Origin of the sequence: Petrotoga sp. 9PWA.NaAc.5.4 (assembly GCF_002895485.1) — a bacterium.
Lineage (GTDB): Bacteria > Thermotogota > Thermotogae > Petrotogales > Petrotogaceae > AZRK01.
The window spans coordinates 42138-62207 of record NZ_AZRK01000020.1; the positions used below are offsets into that span (position 1 = coordinate 42138).

18 protein-coding genes are annotated in these 20070 nt (G+C 28.1%); 13 read left to right on the forward strand and 5 right to left on the reverse strand.

Features of this window, described 5'->3' with window-relative positions:
- Positions 1–4: 4 nt before the first annotated feature.
- The 12 genes from X924_RS06950 (at position 5) to X924_RS07005 (ending at position 12165) form a co-directional block, all read left to right on the forward strand.
- On the forward strand, positions 5–1369 hold the full coding sequence (locus X924_RS06950) for a carbohydrate ABC transporter permease (RefSeq protein WP_121958208.1): 1365 nt from the start codon (positions 5–7) through the stop codon (positions 1367–1369).
- A gap of 236 nt (positions 1370–1605) precedes the next feature.
- A complete protein-coding gene (locus X924_RS10240; RefSeq protein ID WP_199172661.1) occupies positions 1606–3837 on the forward strand; it encodes a carbohydrate ABC transporter permease in 2232 nt (743 codons plus the stop codon).
- 25 nt (positions 3838–3862) lie between these two features.
- A complete protein-coding gene (locus X924_RS06960) occupies positions 3863–4195 on the forward strand; it encodes a hypothetical protein (protein WP_121958209.1) in 333 nt (110 codons plus the stop codon).
- Complete coding sequence (locus X924_RS06965; RefSeq protein WP_233186605.1) at positions 4155–4931, forward strand: class I SAM-dependent methyltransferase; 777 nt, start codon at positions 4155–4157, stop codon at positions 4929–4931. Before X924_RS06960 ends, X924_RS06965 begins: the two co-directional genes overlap by 41 nt.
- Positions 4928–5842 (forward strand): tRNA (adenosine(37)-N6)-dimethylallyltransferase MiaA, encoded by a 915-nt coding sequence (gene miaA / locus X924_RS06970; RefSeq protein WP_121958210.1) that lies wholly within the window; start codon positions 4928–4930, stop codon positions 5840–5842. Before X924_RS06965 ends, miaA begins: the two co-directional genes overlap by 4 nt.
- Before the next feature lie 17 nt (positions 5843–5859).
- Entirely contained in the window at positions 5860–6102 is a 243-nt protein-coding gene (gene hfq / locus X924_RS06975) for an RNA chaperone Hfq (RefSeq protein ID WP_121958211.1), read from the forward strand.
- Positions 6103–6213: 111 nt separating this feature from the next.
- Positions 6214–7200 carry a M23 family metallopeptidase gene (locus X924_RS06980; protein WP_121958212.1) on the forward strand — a complete coding sequence of 329 codons (987 nt, stop codon included), beginning with the start codon at positions 6214–6216 and terminating at the stop codon, positions 7198–7200.
- Positions 7201–7626: 426 nt separating this feature from the next.
- On the forward strand, positions 7627–8832 hold the full coding sequence (gene metK / locus X924_RS06985; RefSeq protein ID WP_121958213.1) for a methionine adenosyltransferase: 1206 nt from the start codon (positions 7627–7629) through the stop codon (positions 8830–8832).
- Between the two features lie 448 nt (positions 8833–9280).
- Positions 9281–9598: a 30S ribosomal protein S20 gene (gene rpsT, locus X924_RS06990; protein WP_121958214.1), complete on the forward strand. Its 318-nt coding sequence runs from the start codon at positions 9281–9283 to the stop codon at positions 9596–9598.
- 99 nt (positions 9599–9697) lie between these two features.
- Entirely contained in the window at positions 9698–10648 is a 951-nt protein-coding gene (gene trmB / locus X924_RS06995) for a tRNA (guanosine(46)-N7)-methyltransferase TrmB (protein WP_158245343.1), read from the forward strand.
- Complete coding sequence (locus tag X924_RS07000; RefSeq protein WP_121958216.1) at positions 10645–11643, forward strand: NAD(P)H-dependent glycerol-3-phosphate dehydrogenase; 999 nt, start codon at positions 10645–10647, stop codon at positions 11641–11643. Before trmB ends, X924_RS07000 begins: the two co-directional genes overlap by 4 nt.
- A gap of 72 nt (positions 11644–11715) precedes the next feature.
- Positions 11716–12165, forward strand: a complete 450-nt coding sequence (locus tag X924_RS07005; protein ID WP_121958217.1) for a hypothetical protein — start codon at positions 11716–11718, stop codon at positions 12163–12165.
- A gap of 55 nt (positions 12166–12220) precedes the next feature.
- On the opposite strand, the gene X924_RS07010 is transcribed toward X924_RS07005, so the two are convergent.
- The 5 genes from X924_RS07010 to X924_RS07030 form a co-directional block, all read right to left on the reverse strand.
- A complete protein-coding gene (locus X924_RS07010) occupies positions 12221–13543 on the reverse strand; it encodes a hypothetical protein (protein WP_121958218.1) in 1323 nt (440 codons plus the stop codon).
- Positions 13544–13587: 44 nt separating this feature from the next.
- Complete coding sequence (locus X924_RS07015; RefSeq protein WP_121958219.1) at positions 13588–14505, reverse strand: glycosyltransferase family 4 protein; 918 nt, start codon at positions 14503–14505, stop codon at positions 13588–13590.
- Positions 14506–14535: 30 nt separating this feature from the next.
- Entirely contained in the window at positions 14536–15537 is a 1002-nt protein-coding gene (locus tag X924_RS07020) for a glycosyltransferase family 2 protein (RefSeq protein WP_158245344.1), read from the reverse strand.
- A 348-nt stretch (positions 15538–15885) separates the two neighbouring features.
- Positions 15886–17355, reverse strand: a complete 1470-nt coding sequence (locus X924_RS07025) for a hypothetical protein (RefSeq protein ID WP_121958221.1) — start codon at positions 17353–17355, stop codon at positions 15886–15888.
- A 58-nt stretch (positions 17356–17413) separates the two neighbouring features.
- Complete coding sequence (locus X924_RS07030; protein WP_121958222.1) at positions 17414–18373, reverse strand: asparagine synthetase A; 960 nt, start codon at positions 18371–18373, stop codon at positions 17414–17416.
- Positions 18374–19330: 957 nt separating this feature from the next.
- Here X924_RS07030 and X924_RS07035 point away from each other — a divergent pair.
- The gene (locus X924_RS07035) at positions 19331–19879 is read left to right on the forward strand and encodes a hypothetical protein (RefSeq protein WP_121958223.1); all 549 of its coding nucleotides are present in this window, start codon (positions 19331–19333) and stop codon (positions 19877–19879) included.
- Positions 19880–20070 lie beyond the last annotated feature (191 nt).

Here is a 20070-nt window from a genome sequence, read left to right on the forward strand (position 1 = left end):
TTAAATGAACATTTCAACAATAGGCTATATACTTTTCTATGTTTTTTTAATTATATTTTTTTTACTTTTGATAAAATTCTTTTCAAAAAGATTTCTAAAACCAATAAAATATAGAAAAGTAAAAGAGAGCGTTTCAGCTTATCTATATTTGTTACCTTCTTTTGTGATTTTAGGAATTTTTGTATTTTGGCCCATATTTTATTCCTTCTTTCTAAGTTTTTTTAAATGGGATTTCCAAAACCAAAGTAACCCAATTTTCATTGGTTTTGAAAACTATACTAAATTATTCAAATTAAACAATCCTGTTTCGATATCTTTCAATAACGCTTTTTTTAATACTCTACTTATAGTTATGACATCTGTGTTTCTAATGCATCTTATTTTTGATTTTAAAAAGATAGAAAAAAAAAGTCAAAAAACCTTAGTAATTGTTATGTTTTTATTAGGAATGATTGGTTTATTCCTACAAGGAAAGATAAATTATCTAAATATAATAATATCCTCATCTTTAGTTATAATATACACTGTTTTAATTTCTTCGCGATTCATATATCAATTATCAAACAAGATTATACTTAGAACTATTTTTATCGTTGGCTTTTGGTTGATATGCTATTTTTGGGGAATTCCAGAAATCATAAGATTTTTATCTTTAGCAAAGCAACAATCTTTATTTATTAAAGCAATTTGGAATACGACTTACTATGTCTTACTTTCAACTCCAATTACTATACTTCTTGCTTTAGTAATTGCTCTTCTTTTAAATAGAAATTTATTTGGAAAAACTTTTTTCAGGACAGTTTATTTCATACCTTTTGTTACAAGTGTTGTAGCAATTTCATTAGTTTGGCAGTGGATATTTAATGACAACGGGCTAATAAATTATTTTCTAACTCAACTTGGTTTTTCTAAAGTCCCTTGGTTAAAAGATCAAGCATACACCATACCAACAGTTGCTATAATTTCCATTTGGAAAATGGTTGGATACTACTCAATCATTTTTCTTGCCGGTTTACAAAACATAGACAAAAGTTATTATGAAGCTGCAGATGTTGACGGAGCAAGTTCTTTTCAAAAGTTTAAGTATATAACGATACCTCTACTTTCACCAACAACATTTTTTATAACCATAGTTGCGCTAATCGGAGCGTTTAAGGTTTTTGATGAAATATTCATATTATATGTAGGTATGCCAGGTCCTTACAATAACAGCGGTATGACGTTAGTATATTATGTATATGACAAATTTTACAATCAGCAAAGAATGGGAGAAGCAAGTGCTGCGGCTTACGTTCTTTTTGCAATTACTTTGATTTTTACGTTCATACAAATGAGAATGAGTAAAAAAAGTGTCTATTATGATTCGTAAAGAATAGAACCCTTAGAAAATAAAGTTTTATAAAAGTTTCAAATTTTATAATAGGTTCAGAGTGGATCGCTTTCTACTCTTCTTCGTTACATGTAGCGAAAAAGATAAAAAATTCATAGTTAGCAGGGATTAGAATTATGGAGATATTTTATAAATTTAATATTAAATACTTATAAAACAAACTTAAGTTTTATAATTTTTAAAACAGCATAAAGAAATTAAGGAGGATCACCATATTGAATTATAAAAATTTCTGGAAAACTATGCAAATTTTAATAATATATCTATTATTAGTTGCGGGTACTATAGCAATGCTCTTACCTTTTGCTTGGATGATAATTACCTCTTTAAAAACTACAAGCGAAATTAATCAATGGCCACCAACATGGACAACTAAAAATTTTAAAAATCATTGGAATTTAAATTTAGAAGTGTCTTCTTCCACTTTTTCGACACAGCGTGGGTTAAGTTTAGCCGAATTTAGAACTATATCGACTGAACAAGATTATATTCCAAACAAATTAGTTTACACAATTAACGGAGATTTAGTAAAAAGAGGAGATATAAAGATTTCTTTTGAAAATATTAATTACTCTGATAGCTCTGACATAGACGGATTAATGACCGACATCTTCGAATATGTAGATAATATTGCATTAAAAGACGACTTACAAAATTTGTTGATAAACAGAGATATTAATCTTAAAAACTTTGAAAAAATATATATCGATTTGTTCTCAGAAAATTCAGGTTATTACAAACAAACTAATATGATAAGAAGAGTCCAACAAACTATTATAAACGTACAAAATTTTATAGATTTAACTTTAGAGAGAAATATAAACTTGTTACCTTATTTTAGAACAAACGAAAATATGGATCCATCTCAAATTGAGAAAATTCAAGAAAGTAAAAAAATCTTTTCAAACTATCTTCAGTCAATAAAAGAAGAATCAGTGAAACTAAATGAAATCCTTCGATCTTATAAATTAGAATTGAGATTGATAAATTCTCAAGAAGCTGAAGAAATAATAAATCTATTAGCTGATTTTTTATCTAACATCGAGACATTTGATGATGAAATATTATCTAATACTAACACACTTATTCAAAGAAATATATATAATCCTATCCTTCAAGATATAAATACCCTTACTTTTTACATATTTTTTAAAGAAAAATACAACGTCATTCAAAATACTGCTTTGAATGACGTTTTCATATCTTTTAAAATACCAGATAAGCATATTAAATACCAAAACCTAATGCAAGATTTAGAAAGTTCAAATTTTTCATCTTCTTTTATAAACACAGTGAAAGATTTAGCTTCACCGAATAATATAGATGCCTTAAATCATGAAATAATTTCATACTTCGAAAGAGATATTTTGGACGACATAGAAAATTTATTAGTAAAAGATCCTCGAGAACTATCAACTTACTATAATATTATAAGAACTTTAGCAAGTAGAAATGTCCCTTTGGAAGAAGCAAGTAAAGTACTTTCAAGTAACGATTATCAATTTTTAATTAACAATATTACAGGCAAAGAAGATAATTTTTCAACAATCTTGGAAAAAAAGAAAGAATATGATAGAATAATTAATGAATTTAATAAGTTTTATTTAGATTCAATTGCTAGAGCAATTTTAATAGAATCTCCCGATTTTATAGATAAAATTTTATTCAAAAATAACTCTAAAATTGAAATTTTTACAAAGAATATTCCTGCTATTTGGTTAATAGACGAAAAACCTCAAGGAGAAGTTAACTTCACTTTTGGTGAAGTTTTATTAAATACTTTTCAGAATTATTCAGACGCATGGAATGCAGCACCTTTTTCAAGATATTACATAAATACAATCATTGTTGCTATAGTAACAACAATTTGCGAAATAATATTTGCAGCAATGGCTGCTTTTGCTTTTGCAAAGCTTAATTTTTGGGGAAAAAACTTAATATTCACTATTTTTTTAGGAACAATGATGATACCAGGCGAAGTTTTATTAGTTCCAAATTATATCACAATAAGCAAATTTTCTTGGATCGATAGTTACTATGCTCTAATAGTTCCGTGGGTAGTAAGTGTTTTTGCTATATTTTTAATTAGACAACAATTTATGACAATTCCAAATGATCTTTGGGATGCAGCAAAGATAGATGGATCTAGTAGTTGGCGTTTTTTATGGACAGTAATGGTTCCTTTAAGTAAATCCGCAATTTTAACTGGAGCTTTATTGAAATTTGTCGGCAGTTGGAATGCTTTCTTGTGGGTATTAATAGTTACAAAAAGTCCAGAAATGAGAACTTTGGCAGTAGGATTACAAAATTTCAGAACAGATGCTGGAGAAATTTACAATTTATTGATGGCGGCTTCTACATTTACGATGATTCCGATAGTGATTCTTTTTATATTCTTACAAAGATATTTCGTAGAAGGAATATCCAGAAGCGGCTTAAAAGGATAGATTAAAATATTGAGGAAGTGTTTTCATGCCGCTTATACAATTAGAAGATAAAAAATACAATAATAAAAATATATTTAAAAATCATAAAAAAAATTATTCATTTTTGTGGAAAATCATTCTAATAATGATTCTAATTTTTGTTATAATATTTATAACATTTCAAATATATAGACAAGTTGAAAATTATTTTTTTCTTAAATCACAGTACGAAGACCTTGAAAATCAAAAAAAACTATTACAAAATAGAATAAAAGAAAAAGAAAAAATTATTTCCCAGCTTCAAAATGAATTGGAAAAAAAGGGTGTATTTTTTGATTATGAAAAACCACGGCAAGAGAGTATTTACAACTTCCCATAAACCAACTGAAAAGCAGATAAAGACTGCTATGAAATTAAGTAATAAATATGATGGAATTTATATATCCAGAAAAAATTTAAGTAATACAGTAGATAACGATGAATTCTTTTTTGTGATTGATAAAAATTTAAAAATAATTTGTCAATGGAAGGATGGAAGATTGTTTTTCCATCCTTCTGTTTCAAAGATTAGGTTAAATAACTATTTAAAAACTGGAGTAGATTATTTAGTAAACTCTATTAAGCCTCATAAAGATGAAATAATACTTGATTTGACATTTGGCCTTGGTAGCGATGCCTTGCTTTTAGGATATTTTTGTAAAAAGGTTTTAGGCCTTGAAGCGTCTTTACCTATATATATTGTAGTAAAAGAAAGTATATTAAAGTACCCTTACAAAGAAGAATGGCTCAAAGAATCCGCAAAGAAAATCGAAATTTTGAATCAAGACTATAAAAACTTTTTAGCTTATCAAGAAGATAATAGTTACGATACTGTATATTGTGATCCTATGTTTGAAAATCCTCAGCTTAAGTCCAGTTCTATGAATCCACTTAGAAAGTTTGCAAGTTATGATACCATCTCTGAGAATGATTTAGAAAATATGTTAAGAGTCGCAAGAAAGAGAGTTGTAATAAAAGCTCATTTAAACGATTCAATTTGGAATAAGTTCCATTTTAACATAAAAATGGGAAGCGACAAAAGTAAGGTTATATTCGGAGTGATTGAAAAACAATGAAAAAAGTTTTAATAATTGCTGGTCCTACCGGAGTGGGAAAAACAGACCTTTCCGTAAAAATAGCTCAAGTTTTAAATGGTGAGATAGTATGTTTAGATTCAAGACAAATATACAAGTACTTCAAAATAGGTACTGCATTTCCAGATGAAGTAACTTTGAAAACTGTAAAACATCATTTGTTTGGAGAAATAGATCCTTCGATAAATTTTACAGCTTATGATTATAAAATAAAAGCAGAAACCACCATAGAAAATATAATAAATCAAGAAAAATTACCTATTTTAGTTGGTGGAACAGGTTTTTATATAGATGCTTTGCTGAACGGATTTCTGAATGTTGAATCAAATTATGGACTAAGAAGCTATTTGAGAAAATTAGAAGATAACAATCCTGGAATATTAAGGAAAATACTTGTAGACCTGGATCCCCAAAGTGCCTTAAAAATTCATCCAAACGATATTAAAAGGATTATAAGAGCAATAGAAATTTATATAGTAACTGGTAATAAAATGGGAGAGGTTATCAAAGAAAATAAAACAAAAAATAAAAAATTTGATTTTGATATTTTTATTTTGGACAGAAACAGACAAGAGTTACATGAAAGGATAAACCAAAGAGTAGAAAAAATGATAGAGCAAGGTCTCATAGATGAAACCAAGTATATTTTATCCTTAGGATACTCGAAAAATCTAAACGCATTAAATACTATCGGTTACAAAGAAGTGATACAATATTTAGAAGGAAGAATAGATTTCAATAAAATGGTTCATCTTATAAAAGTACACACAAGAAATTATGCCCGTAGACAAATTATTTATTTCAGAAGGTTAGAAAAAGCCAAATGGATAAATTTAAGTTTGGATTCTGAAGAAAATGTGATAAAGCAAATAATTGAAAATATAAAAAATTAAAAGTAGGGGTGATCAAAATGGCTGAAAAATTTAATTTACAGGATAGGTTTTTAAACATTCTCAGAGTTAGTAAAATTGAAGTCAAAATCTACTTAGAAGGGGGATTCCAAACGAGCGGTATAGTTAAATCTTTTGATGATTACACTGTTCTTTTAGAAAAAGGAAGCGAACAGTCCTTAGTATATAAACACGCAATAAAAATGATGGTTCCATCAAAATATATCAAATTATTTCAAGAACAATCTAATAAAGAAGAATAATTTTTGTCTTAAACGCATATTTTAAATATATTTTAAATATTTTAATAAGTAAGTCTTAGAAATAAAGATTTTCGAAAGATAGCATTTTAAAATTAAAGGGAGGAAGTTTCTTTGAAAAAAAGTTTTTTATTATTAATAACATTAGTGTTTTCATTCACTTTAATATTTTCTCAACTTTTTCAACCACCTATAAAAAATTCTTATATAACCGCTTCTTTTGGTGAATATAGAAACACAGGACCTTTATCTCACTTTCATTTAGGGGTTGACTTTTCAACATTTAACAGGCGAGGTGAACCCGTTTACGCCAGCGCAAGCGGCTCACTTTATAAAGTTTGGCTTAACGATCCTTTATATGGTAACGCAATTTTTATTTATCATGAAAAATCAGATTTAATTACCGGATATGCTCATTTACAAACATTTTCCGATAAAATTTTACAATATACTAAATTAGTACAAAACGAATTTGGAAATCAAAGAATTGAAATTGTATTTCCTAAGGGTAAAATACCTATAAATGTTAATGAAATCATTGCTTATTCTGGAGATACAGGAGAAGCAATAGCTCCTCACCTTCATTTTGAAGTGCTACAAGAAACCAATGAAGGTACTATCTTTTTCGACGCTTTAGACTTTTTGGAATATACCGAAACAAGACCTAAACAATTAGAACTTTTACAAATAAGATCCAACAACAAATATTTTGATGTTGTTGAAAATGGCCAAACGATAGTTGAATATTCGGGTCTTTATCCCCGAATTGAAATTAGAGTAAGAGAAAAATTAGGAGATAATTCTACTATTTTACCTAAAAAAATTTCTTTATATATTAACAATATTTTAACTTATAAACTTGATTTTAGTAAAATAAAAGAAGAAGAGTTTTACCAAGGAGATATAATTTATGGTTATGCTTCTACTTCTTCTGTTTATTGGGTAAAAATGTACTCAGATATTCTTTTATCTCCAATTGTCGTCAATGATTTTTCTGCGTTTTCATCTATACCAACAAATGGAAGATTGAATGGTAAAGTTATTTTAGAAGATGCATGGGGAAAGGAGAAGTCTTTTGATCTGATTTTTGTTAGACCTTAAATATTTATTATGATTTCAATTATCTGCTGTATAGAAAATTGGAAGCCCTTCTCCATAAGACGATAAAATATATGATAATAAAAATTAACAAAAAATTATAAATATTGAGTTGAAGAAATTATTTTTTTTGATATAATTTATGCCGGTTATTTTACATAAATATCTCAAAAATAAGATTTTAAATTTAAAGTAGGTTCATGGTAAAGTGTTATCCTCTTCCTGAGAGCGCTATATTAGCCAGAGGCGAAAAAAAGGTGCAGCATATTTCTTGATACAACGTATCAAAAATATTTAGAGATGCATGATTTTATATCTAAACCGTGTTTAGAAAATATTTTTTAAAAAAATTAAAATCAAAATGTTTATAAAACTTAAGTTTTGAAGTTTTTAAAATGGGCAGCATACATCTTGAATAGGAGGTTTATAATGAAGAAATATTTATTTACTAGTGAAAGTGTAACAGAAGGTCATCCTGATAAAATTTGTGATCAAATTTCTGATGCCATATTAGATGAACTGTTAGAAAAAGAACCCGAAGAAAATAGGATAAATGTAAGGTCTGCTGTTGAAACCTTAGTTACAAGAGGTTTGGTTGTTGTAACTGGCGAAATTAGAACTTCTGCATACGTTGATGTCCCAACTGTCGTTAGAAATACTGTATTGGATATAGGATATAACAGAGCAAAATTTGGATTTGACGGAGAGACTTGTGCAGTTGTTACTTCTATTGAGGAACAGTCCCCTGATATAGCTTTAGGTGTAGACAAATCTTATGAATCTAAGTCAAAAAACGAAGAAGACCCTTTTGAGAAAATTGGAGCTGGTGATCAAGGGCTTATGTTTGGCTATGCAACAAATGAAACGGAAGCTTATATGCCTTTACCTATAATTCTTGCGCATAGGCTTGCTAAGAAATTAGCCGATGTCAGAAAATCAAATGTCTTAGATTTCTTAAGGCCTGATGGAAAAACACAAGTTACCGTAGAATACGATGAAAATTTAAAGTCTATCGCAATTAATACTATTTTGATTTCTACTCAACATTCACCTGAAGTGAAGAGACAGGATTTAGAAGAATCTATTAGAAAATATATTGTAGACCCTGTTGTACCACAAAATCTTTTGACAAAAAATACAAAAATATTAGTTAATCCAACAGGAAGATTTGTTATTGGTGGACCTCAGGCTGATACAGGATTAACAGGAAGAAAAATAATAGTTGATACCTATGGTGGTTGGGCACCACACGGTGGTGGAGCGTTTTCTGGAAAAGATCCTACAAAAGTAGATAGATCAGCATCTTATATGGCGAGATATGTTGCAAAAAATTTAGTTGCTTGCGGTGCCGCTGATCAAGTTTTAATTCAAGTATCTTATGCTATCGGAGTTGCACATCCTGTGTCACTTAGCATCGATACAAAAGGTACTGCAAAAGTTGATGAAGAAAAAATATACAAAGTAGTGAACGATATATTTGATTTTAGACCTGCAGCAATAATACATAATCTTAACTTGCTACAACCAATTTATAGAAAAACCGCAGCTTATGGACATTTTGGAAGAGATGACATAGAATTTCCATGGGAAAAGTTAGATAAAGTAAAAGAACTTAAAAGTGCTTTGGGACTTTAATTTTATAAATTATTGTTTAGATTATAATTCTTTTATTTAAACAACCATAGAACATCTGTAGTGAGCCTATACATAGTATTAACTTAACTTTAGCAAAAACATATCAGTGTATATAAAAATTATACACTTTATAAAAGATGTTTTTTCAAAAAAAGATGTTTTGAATTCATATTGAAACCAACATAGACAATAAAAATGAAAATTAGGAACTTTATAGAAATGAAAATTTTCTACAAATAAGTTTTTGAATTTAAAATGGGTCCACAGGATAGGGCCCTCTTCCCATTCCTTGGCTACAAGTACCGAAAAGCCAAAGAAATTAAAAATTAGTAAGGTTTAGAATGGGGGAGGTATTTTGTAAAAAAATCAGATATAAAACAATATATAATGAGAATTTTAGAATTTTTAAAGTGATTAAAAAATGAAAATTATAGGAGGTATTTAAAAATTGCCAAATACAAAATCAGCAAAAAAGAGAGCTAAACAATCAGAAATAAGAAGAAACAGAAATAGAGGTTATCTAAAAAGAATCAAAGAGGTTTCCAAAGAGTTAGAAAAGAGTATTTCTCAAAACGCTGATAAAGAACAAGTAAATGAACTATTACGTAAAGCTTTTAAAACCATAGATAAAGCAAAATCTAAGGGTGTCGTTCATAGAAATTATGCAGCAAGAAAAAAATCCTCTTTACACATTAAAGTGAAAAAGTATTTAGGAGAATTAGCACCTGAAGCAGTGAACAATACCGTTGAGACTTCATCTAATTAAAGTTAGTTGATTTAGAAATTGTTTTTAATTAATATACTTATAAAATCTAACTCTTGAAATTTTTAAAGTGAGTAATATATTTAAAGTTGGAGGATTGCGTTGAAAACTTCCTTTTTAGGAAAGTATGAAGTGTATACTAATGATTTTCAAAAATATCCGATCCAATGGCAGAATATATTTGAAAATAACCATTCTATTACCGTTGAAATCGGATTTGGCAGAGGAGAATTTTTAATTGAATCAGCCAAAAGAAATATTGATACAAATTTTATAGGTATAGAAACTTCTTTGACTTCTTGCTATAAGATTCAAAAAAAGATATTTGAAAATAACTTGAGTAATATAAGAATCATACATGAAGATGCGGGATTTGCTTTAAGAGAGTTTTTCTCAGATAATTCTATAGGAAAAACTATATTTAATTTTCCTTGTCCTTGGCCAAAAAAGAGGCATGCAAAAAGAAGACTTTTCGACGATAATTTTGTTGAAACCTTGGCACACGTGTTAACTTTTAATGGAGAAATTCTTTTGAAAAGCGATTTTTTACCTTATATTGAAGAAGTAAGAGAAAGACTTTTAAATAATGCTTCTTTCCATATCGATTCGATTGTAAAAGATTATGATTCTCATATAAAAACAAAATACGAACTTAAATGGAAAGAGTTAGGTAGAAAAACTTATTTGTTAGTTGCAAAAAAAGTAAAAACAAGTGATAAATCTTTAAAACGATTCTTAGAAGGGGAATTTGCCTTGCCTCATAGAAAAGTTTCTGATATTTTGCAAATAAAATTAACCTCTCTTAAAGGTTTCCAATTTACAAAAGGTGAAATCTTTTTCGTTATCAAAGACGTTTATTGCAATATAAACAAAAATGAATATATGTTAAAAATTCATTCCTCAGATGCAGGATTTAATCAATTTTTCTTTGTTGTTGTCACTAAAAATGATGAAAACTGGTTAATAAAATTAGACGATACATCTAAAGCTTATAGAACACCATCTGTAAAAGAAGCTGTTAATATCATAGCTCAGGAACTTGAGAAAGTATGAATAGAATTACTGTTTTAGGAGCGGGAAGTTGGGGAACAGCTATAGCAGCTTTATTAACAAAAAATGGTTATAAAGTTACTATTTGGGATAGAAACCCAGAAATTTTAGAGGATATCAAACAGCGGGAAAATAAAAAATATTTGCCTCAAATACATTTACCAAAAGGTATCACAGTTGAAAGAAATATAAACCAAAGTGTTGAAAATTCTAATATTGTTATATTAGCCATTCCTGTTCAGCATTTAAGAGAAGTACTTTCAACAATCGAGAAAAAGAATATTCAAAGAGAAACTATTTTTGTAAATCTTTCCAAAGGAATAGAAATAAGTAATTTAAAATTACCTAATCAAATATTTGAAGAAGTCTTGGGAAAATACAGATATTGTACTTTAAGCGGTCCAAGCCACGCTGAAGAAGTCTCAGAGAATGTTCCAACGAGCGTTGTCGTCTCAGGTAATTCTCAAGAAGCGAATAATATTATCCAAAAAATATTTAGTTGTGAGACTTTTAGGGTTTATTCCAACACAGATCTTATAGGTGTCGAGATAAGTAGTGCTGTAAAAAATATATATGCCATTGGAGCTGGGGTTATCGATGGATTTGGAAAATGGGATAATACTAAAGCGGCCCTTATTACACGTTCGCTTGTCGAAATAATTAGATATGGTTCTCATTATGGAGGAAACAAGGAAACATTTATGGGATTAGCTGGTATAGGAGATTTAGTAGTCACTTGTACAAGCACGCACAGTAGAAATAGGTATGTGGGCGAAATGCTTTCAAAAGGGAAAACTCTTGAGCAAATACTAAAGAAAATGACAATGGTTGCAGAGGGCGTTTATACAGCAAAAGCCGTGTATAATGATGCAAGAAAGAAAAACATTGAAATGCCCATAGCATTTAAAATTTATGAAGTATTATATACAGGATTAAATCCTAAGAAAGCAATCTATGAGCTAATGACGAGAGAATTAAAATCTGAGCTTTTTTATTAGTGAAATTTATGATATAATTTTAAGTGTCAGACTTAGTTAGTTTGATAAATTTTATATTTTGGAGGCATTTTAATGCAAATTTCTCTTGATCAATTATTACAAATTTTGATGGCACGTTTAGAAAGTTTGGAAGTTTCGATGGAAGATCTGAAATTCCGAACAAACGTTGCCTTAAGGTTATTAAGGAAAAATGATATTTTAACTGAAGAAAATATCAAAGAAGCCGTAAAAGAAGAATTTGAAGCATTGAATGAATTAAGTGAAGAAGAAGTCGAAATTACAGAAGAAAGAATCGATTCAGTTACTGAAGGTATAGTTAATTGGGTTGATAATAATCTTGATACCTTAAAAAAGAGGTTAGAAGACTATCAAGAAAAGCTGAAACAATTGATGGAGGAAGAGGAAAAAAGCAACAATATTTCTATAGCTTCACCAGAACTCTTGAAAGAATTAGAAAGAATTCAACCCCCTACGGCGAAACCAAAAAACTCACCTAACCGTGGAAATATAATAAAACCATAAATTTTAAAAGTCGGCTTTTGAAAGCCGACTTTTAAAAATATTCCTTTGTTATCATTTAGTTTTTAATAAATTCTCTCATATTTTTACTTTTCTTAAAAATAATCTCTTTATACCAACTTTTATAATCTTTCAGAAGTTTATCTTCTGAAATTTCATAGATATCTTTTAAATCTTTATCCAAATTTAAGTATTGAAATATTTCTGAAAGAACATCTTTTTTATTTTCTACTTGTTCTATACCATAACCATTAACTAAATCAAGAAGAAGTTCTTTTTCAAATTCTTTTTTACTTTTCAAATCATTAAATAAAGATCCTAATTCATCTATTATATTTTTAATACCTTTTAAATACTTTTTCTTATCTTGCTTATTTAATTCATCATACATAATATGATCCATAAAGTTCATAAATTCTTCTTCCATTTCAATGAGTAAATCATTGTATTCGTTATAAAAGCTATCTTTATTGATTTCCTGCATATCGTTATTTTCTTCATAAATTGAATCTCTAATTTCTTCTTCCAATTCTTCCATATTACCAATTGTAAAATCTATATCTATTTCCGGATCTTTATTCATATTTTCAAAAAGATAAAAGTCAGAACTTTCCTGATCTTTTAAAGACGACAGATAATCTAAAAAATTTTCAAAATCGTTTTTAGCTTCCATGTACCCAATAACTTGTTCAGGAAAGATGTCAAACAATGAAAAAAAATCATCGTTTACATTTAAAATATCTTCATAACTAACTATACCGATTTTTTCAAGGATTTTTTCATAATACGGTGTAATTCTCTGAATAATATTTGGTAAAACAGCTAATCTAAAGTTATTTGTCTCATTCAATAAGTTTTTATAAAAACTTTTGATACTCTTTTCATCAGTTTGAACAACTATATCAAAAAAGTTCCCATAATTCTGAACTGTGAAAACTACATGGTGTTCAATTAGCCCATTTTCTATCTTTTTTAAATACAGAAAAACTCCATCGCTACTTTCACTTACAGCATAATTAAAAAAATTTTCATATATAATTTCTGGAGTATTATTTTCCTGATCCGTAGAAAAAAATGAAACCATACTTTTTTTATTAGTTCTAAAAAATGTGTTAATTCTCAAAATGGTTAACACTAACGGAACATATTCAATATCTATACAAAGTTTACTCAATTTATTTTTTTTATTTTCTTCTTCCAATTCAAATTCATTGTTTAACCACTTAAAATTACCAAACCTTCCATCGATTTCATATGTATACTTTTCATAAAGATCTGACCCTTGATTGTTTCTCAAAACCACATCATCAAAAAAGATCTTCTTAACTGCAACAGGTCTTAATTTCATATAATCTCCATATGCACCTTTTAACATTATCATATTTAGCACCTCTTTTCTTATTACTTCGATTTATTTAGATGATCCTAATTATAAGTATATAACTTAAAATAATATCCAATAAAAGCAAAGGTTATTATTACTATTATAACACCGATAAATTGAAAATCCCAACTAATTACTCCTATAATTCCAAAAATAGATGAAATTAAATAAGTAAAAACAGCAACAAACTTAGATTCCTTATTGAATTTTTTCCTTATTTTATCATAAATATGATCTTTATCGCCCAAAAAAGGAGATTTTTTATTCAAAATTCTCCTTATTACAGCATAAGTTAAATCAGTAAAATAAAAACCAGTGATAATCAAAGAAATAAAATATCCGCCTCTTCCAGATCTTCCAGACAAAAAAGAAAAAGAATAAAACAAAATGTATCCTATAAGATATGATCCGGCATCACCTAGAAAAATCTTTGCAGGGTGAAAATTATAAATCAAGAATCCTGAAATTGCTGCTGCAAAAATTAATAATCCAAAGTTCTTAGAAATAAAAGCAAAAAATAACAAACTAACAACAGCCGTACCTGCACACACTCCATCCATTCCATCAACCATATTTACTCCATTTATTAAGGCAATTCCTGTTATAACAAGCAAAATAAATTGAAATGGTTGATCTATCCCTGCTACGTAATATATAGCCATAGATACTACGATAAATTCTGCTATTAATCTTATAAAGGGAGAGACTCGTTTTATATCATCGTATAAACCTATACAGGTTAATAGACCTGCAGGAATTATAAATCCCAAATCCTTATAATAAAAAGGCAACACAGATAAAAAAATTACTATTCCACCTAAATATGGTGTAGGTTCTTTGTGAACCTTTAAAATATTATCTGGTTTATCAACAATATTAAACTTCTTGGCAATTTTTATCATAAAAGGAACTAATATTACCGAGATTAAAAAAGAAAGAAGCACTTGAACTAACAACATATTTTTTGCCACTCTCCAAAAATGCTATAGTCATTGCAATGACTTAATTATACTCCACAATGTCCCCAATCCATAAGAAATATGCAAAACAGGAAACATTGACAAACAGTAGAAAAATAATCGTATATTCTTGCTACTTATTGCAAATTTAAAGGAAAAATAAATATCTATTAACAAATATACCAATATGGGAGAAGAAAAAAGTAAATTAAACAATATATTATCAGAAAATATTAAAAATAATATTAAAAAAAATATATACAACGTAAAAATGAAAGGGATGAAATGTCTAATGGAAATACCATGAGGAGCTAATTTTAAGGTTAAAAAGTTCCAATATCCATTAGAAAAATTTTTTTTGACAAAATCACTGAAATTTTTAGGAACAAAATAAGTATTTTCAATCGGCATAAGATATATTTTCAATCCGTTTTTTCTCATTCTATAATTAAATTCAATGTCTTGATTTCTAAACAATCGTTCATCAAAGTATCCTATTTTCTCAAAAACTTCTTTTCTATAACATGCATATGCAACCGTATCTACTTCCTTTTCTCCACTTTTATCGTATCTATGTTTAGCAGCTGTACCAAAAGGAGAAGAATACACAAAAGCAAACGCCTTCTCTAAAAAATTATTACTATCTATTGCTTCAGATCGAGTAATACCGCCTACAGCATAAGCTTCATGATTTTTAACAAGAAAATTTATACATTTTTCTATATAATATTTATTGAATATTGTGTGAGCTCCTGCTATCAATATAAAATCCCCTTTACTTTTTCTAATGCCTAAATTGAGACCATATGGAGTGTAAACCTTATCGTTAAAAAATAATGCTATATGATTATACTTTCTCTGATACTTCCTTACTATTTCAACTGTATTATCTGTCGACATTCCATCAACAATTATAATCTCATCTGGAACTTTCGTTTGATTTATCAATGATTCAAGGCAAGATTCTATAGTTTTTTCTTCATTTTTTGTAACTAAAACTACCGAAATTTTATACTCTTTCCCACTTTCCAAGTTGATCCCTCTCTCTATCGCCAAATTATTAAGAGCATTTTTTATTGTTAATTACATTATTATTATTTACTCACCTTAGAAATTTTAAAATTTGTATTTTATATATGTTTTAGCGTTAAATATTTTCAAAAACACTCCCACACTTCTAATCTTTACTAATTCTTAATTTCTTTAACTTCTTCGCTACGTACCGCAAAAGAATGGGAGAGGACCCTATCCTGTACCCATTATAAATTCATATTTATTATATAATAATTATACACTTTAAAAATAAACTTTGAATTTAATTGGCTATTAGAATTTAAAATAATTAAAAAAACAAAACCCCTAATTTAGGGGTTTGATTAATTAATATTTATGATATCTTTGCGAAGTACTCAAAACTTCCACTCCATTATTTTCTAACTCTTTTACATATGTTTCATAACCTGGCAAGTTTGGTGGCACTATTATCTTTTTTATATTCCACTCTAAAAGTTTTTTTACAATTTTTTCAGAATTCACCGTAGAATCCAAAATCATAGTTCCACCCATGGGAGTTTCTTCTGCCAATTCTAAAATTTGTTCGAGACTTAACAAAGCTATTTCTCTATTTAAACACGATTGATTACCTGAATATATCTTATTATCCTTAACATAAACAATTGTATCAGATTTATGATTCTTCGATACTTCAAACGCAACTTTTTCAACAAGAGTTGTATTAGGCGAAAACTTTAAAGAATTTTGTTTTATAACGAGATCTCCTTCTACTATATATTCATCTTCATATGTTAAAAGCTCTTTTTTGATTCTAAAAACCATAGGTTTAAAAGATAACATTTCTTCTGTATTTCCAATATTAGCCGAAGTTAATAAACAATCATGTCTTGATTCCTTCAACTCTTCAATTGTTTGTAAATCATCACAATACACTACTCCACCTTTCAAACGCTTAACAATATCTATAAATTTCATACTTTCTTCTTCAGAAGGATTTAAATAACCAAAAACAAACGTTCCTTTTTTTGAAAAACCCAAAAATCTGCCTTCTAAATTACTAACAAGAGAATATAATATTTTTACATCTTTTAATATCCTTAACGTTGGCTTTTTATAAGAAGTTAGATTCTCAAGATTATTCACAAAACTTTTTTTATCCAAAAATTTCATCAAAACAGCTTCTTGCATAGGATTGGAGCCATATCGTAAATTGCCCAAAATCTCAAAGAACTCATGATCAAACTTTTCAGAAGCAAAGAGTTCCGAGAAGACTTTATGGATACTTGCATCATACTTTGAAGAAGAAAAGAAGACTTTCAACGAAAGTTTTCTTCTCAATTGCAATGGAACATCTCCACATTCTTCCAAATTTTCCCTCACATTTTGGTAATCATTTGGGTCTACCAAAGGTACAACATCCTTATAATTTTTAGCAGCAGCCCTAATCAGAGAAAATCCACCTATATCCAAATAATCAAGTAGCTTCTCTTCGTTTGCAGTTTTTTTTGCCATATCAATAAATGAAGGAAAATTAATCACTACCATATCAATCCTTTTAATATTATATTGCTCCATTTCTTCCTCATGAACTTTATCGTTCGACTTGGCTAATATTCCACCAAAAAGTTTGGCATCGATACTTTTTATTCTTCCATTTAGTATCTCAGGAAAATCTATATAATCAGACATCTTAGTAACCTCTATACCTTTAGCCTTTAAAAAAGATGCCGTACCTTCCGTACTAATTATTTCAACACCATTTTCAAATAAGAATCTTGCAAAATCTTCTAAATTTGTTTTGTCATAGACAGAAATTATTGCTCGTTTAATATTCATAACTTCTTCCTCCATTATTAGTTTCTCTTTGCCAAATGTGACTCAGCTTTACTTCATATTAAATTGAAAATTTCCCAGGTGCTTTTGCAAAAAGTCTTGATTTCTCCACATGATCAAGGCCTAAGATATACCTCGTAAACCTTTCTATGCCTATTCCACATCCAGCAGAAGGTTCTAAAAATCCTTCTTTTGCAATATTTAAATAATCTTCATAACTTTCCAAACCATTACCCTTTAATTCTATCCTTTTTACTATCTGTTCGTATTCATTTTCTCTTTCTCCACCAGATATACCCTCACCAAAACCTTCAGGATAAATCAAATCAAAATCCAACAAAGTTTCTGGATCTTTAGCATTCTGTTTGTCATAAAACTCTCTTTCTAATATAAGCATATCTATCAACCAAACTGGTCCTTCGCTATGCTTTGACAAAGCAACTTCATAATCATTGCCATAAAGGAGTTTAGCTTCTTTAACAGTAATTTTTTCAAAAGGTTTACTTGGAATTTTCAATGTAGGATGATACTTTAATATTATATCAGAATATTTGTCTAAAATATTTTTAATAACATAAATTATCAAATCTTCCATTAAATCCATAATATCTTCTCTTTTCGCATTTTTAACTTCCAAATCTAACTGTACAAAATCTATTAAATGACGTCCCGATTGATACTTTTCTTCTCTTTCTAACCTTAAATTTGGAGAAACGGAAAATATTTTATCATGCACAAGAACTCCTACCTGTTTTTGTAAGATCATAGATTTTGTAACATAGTATTTATAACCATAATAATCAATTTGTGCATCAAAAACATCATGATTCAATGGATCTGTAATCGTTGAAATAATTACCGGTAAGAATTCTATAAATCCTTTAGATAATAAAAATTCACGAGAAAACCTTAAAATTTCTGATTGAATCAATAAAGCATCTTTATAGGTTTCGTTTTTCAAATATTCTTCAACCAACTTAACAGAGTCAACTTTTCTACCTTCACTTTTTACTTTTTCCATAATTTCTCCCTCCTGAAATTAGATATTTTTACTCACTTTAGAAATTTTAAAACTTAGGTTTTGTCAATATTTTAGTCTTAAATTCATTCAAAAATACCTCCATGCTTCTAATCCTCATTAATCCCTAATTCCTTTAACTTTTTCGCTATGTGTAGCGAAAGAGAGGGGGAGGGCTCCGCCCCGGACCCATTTTAAATTCAAAATCTTATTTTCTGAAGATTATCATTTCTAAAGTCCCTATTAGATATTTTTTACTCACTTTAAAAATTATGAAACTTAGTTTTTGTAAATATTTTAACGTTAATTTTTTATAAAATATCTTCATAATTTTAATATTTACTAATTATTTATTTTTTTTACTTCTTCGGTATTTTTACTGAGAGATGGAAAAGGCTCTGCCCTGAACCCATTATAAATTCAAAATTTATTTTATTTACTAATTTTCTGATTGCGTAATCAGGTTTAACGGTTTTATACATACAAAATTTTCAATTTTACTTTATTGGAGTCGCCCATAACCCATATAGGTTGTTTAGCCTTGATTCGACCCCAAACATAATAAAAAACCGGCGCTGATTTTTTTTATTCAGCGCCGGCAATCTTTACAATAACAATACTACAGCGTTAATTGCCGACGCTGCGTATTATTATTATTATTATTATTAATTTTTAATAACTTACTTATTTTCATAAAATCACCCAAACCAAATCAAATTTACTTAATTTTAGCATAAAATTTTTAAGTTGTCAAGTTAATACACTAAATCATATTAAATTCCTTTTATTACCCTTGCCTATAGCATACTTTTTCTTTGTTTTAAACCAATTAATCAAGATTTTAATACAATAGTTTGAAAGTTCAAAACGATATTCTAATTATTGTAGTAAAATATTAAAGACGAAGAATTTTTGCTCAAGTTATAATTTTATAATTTTTTAGAAAGACGGTGTATTAATATGATCAATAATAGAGCGAAAATCATTTTGTTTTTATTGTCATATTTACCATTGTTTATTATATATGCTATTAATAATATAATTGTAGGAAACTATATTGTTTTTTGGATTTTTGTTTTAGTTATTATCGTAGTATGTTTACTTAGTTTATTGCTATTTAAAGCTGTTAAAAGAAAAGGTCGCAAAAGAAAGATAAACATTTTAAGATATCAAACAGTAAATCATAGACTGATCGAATATATTTTTGTATATATTTTTCCATTTTTAGGATCTTTTGGAGAAATTGAACTTATTTCTTTTTTGATATTGTTTGTCGTTATTGGTAGTATATACATAAAAAGTGATCTTATTGCGATTAATCCAATTCTTTCATTATTTGGATATAGTATTTATGATATCGAATACTTCTTTTATGAAAATAAAGAGAAATTTCTTCAAGGATTTTTATTGGCTAAAGATATTGAAGAAGAAGGAGAAATCGTAGAAATAGAAGAAAAAATATTTATAAAATTTAAAAAGGGTAGGGGTATAAACGTTGCAAAACAATGAAAGATTCATAAAGCTATCTTTTAAGAAAGAAGTCTTTCAAGAGATTTATAATATCATCTCAACCTCAAAAATATCTCAAAGCCCCGAAACTTTTTTGATGAATTAAAAAAGAACAACGGCATACTTGGCAAAGATATAAAACTGCAGGAATAGATTGCTTTGATAAATATACATAATCACCCCTCATAGAG

Bases quoted from the DNA above. Each gene is read 5' to 3' on its own strand.
- X924_RS06950 (WP_121958208.1), top strand. From the start codon at position 5: ATGAACATTTCAACAATAGGCTATATACTTTTCTATGTTTTTTTAATT.
- X924_RS06960 (WP_121958209.1), top strand. From the start codon at position 3,863: ATGCCGCTTATACAATTAGAAGATAAAAAATACAATAATAAAAATATA.
- X924_RS06965 (WP_233186605.1), top strand. From the start codon at position 4,155: ATGAAAAACCACGGCAAGAGAGTATTTACAACTTCCCATAAACCAACT.
- miaA (WP_121958210.1), top strand. From the start codon at position 4,928: ATGAAAAAAGTTTTAATAATTGCTGGTCCTACCGGAGTGGGAAAAACA.
- hfq (WP_121958211.1), top strand. From the start codon at position 5,860: ATGGCTGAAAAATTTAATTTACAGGATAGGTTTTTAAACATTCTCAGA.
- metK (WP_121958213.1), top strand. From the start codon at position 7,627: ATGAAGAAATATTTATTTACTAGTGAAAGTGTAACAGAAGGTCATCCT.
- X924_RS07000 (WP_121958216.1), top strand. From the start codon at position 10,645: ATGAATAGAATTACTGTTTTAGGAGCGGGAAGTTGGGGAACAGCTATA.
- X924_RS07005 (WP_121958217.1), top strand. From the start codon at position 11,716: ATGCAAATTTCTCTTGATCAATTATTACAAATTTTGATGGCACGTTTA.
- X924_RS07010 (WP_121958218.1), bottom strand. From the start codon at position 13,543: ATGATAATGTTAAAAGGTGCATATGGAGATTATATGAAATTAAGACCT.
- X924_RS07015 (WP_121958219.1), bottom strand. From the start codon at position 14,505: ATGTTGTTAGTTCAAGTGCTTCTTTCTTTTTTAATCTCGGTAATATTA.
- X924_RS07025 (WP_121958221.1), bottom strand. From the start codon at position 17,355: ATGAATATTAAACGAGCAATAATTTCTGTCTATGACAAAACAAATTTA.
- X924_RS07030 (WP_121958222.1), bottom strand. From the start codon at position 18,373: ATGGAAAAAGTAAAAAGTGAAGGTAGAAAAGTTGACTCTGTTAAGTTG.
- X924_RS07035 (WP_121958223.1), top strand. From the start codon at position 19,331: ATGATCAATAATAGAGCGAAAATCATTTTGTTTTTATTGTCATATTTA.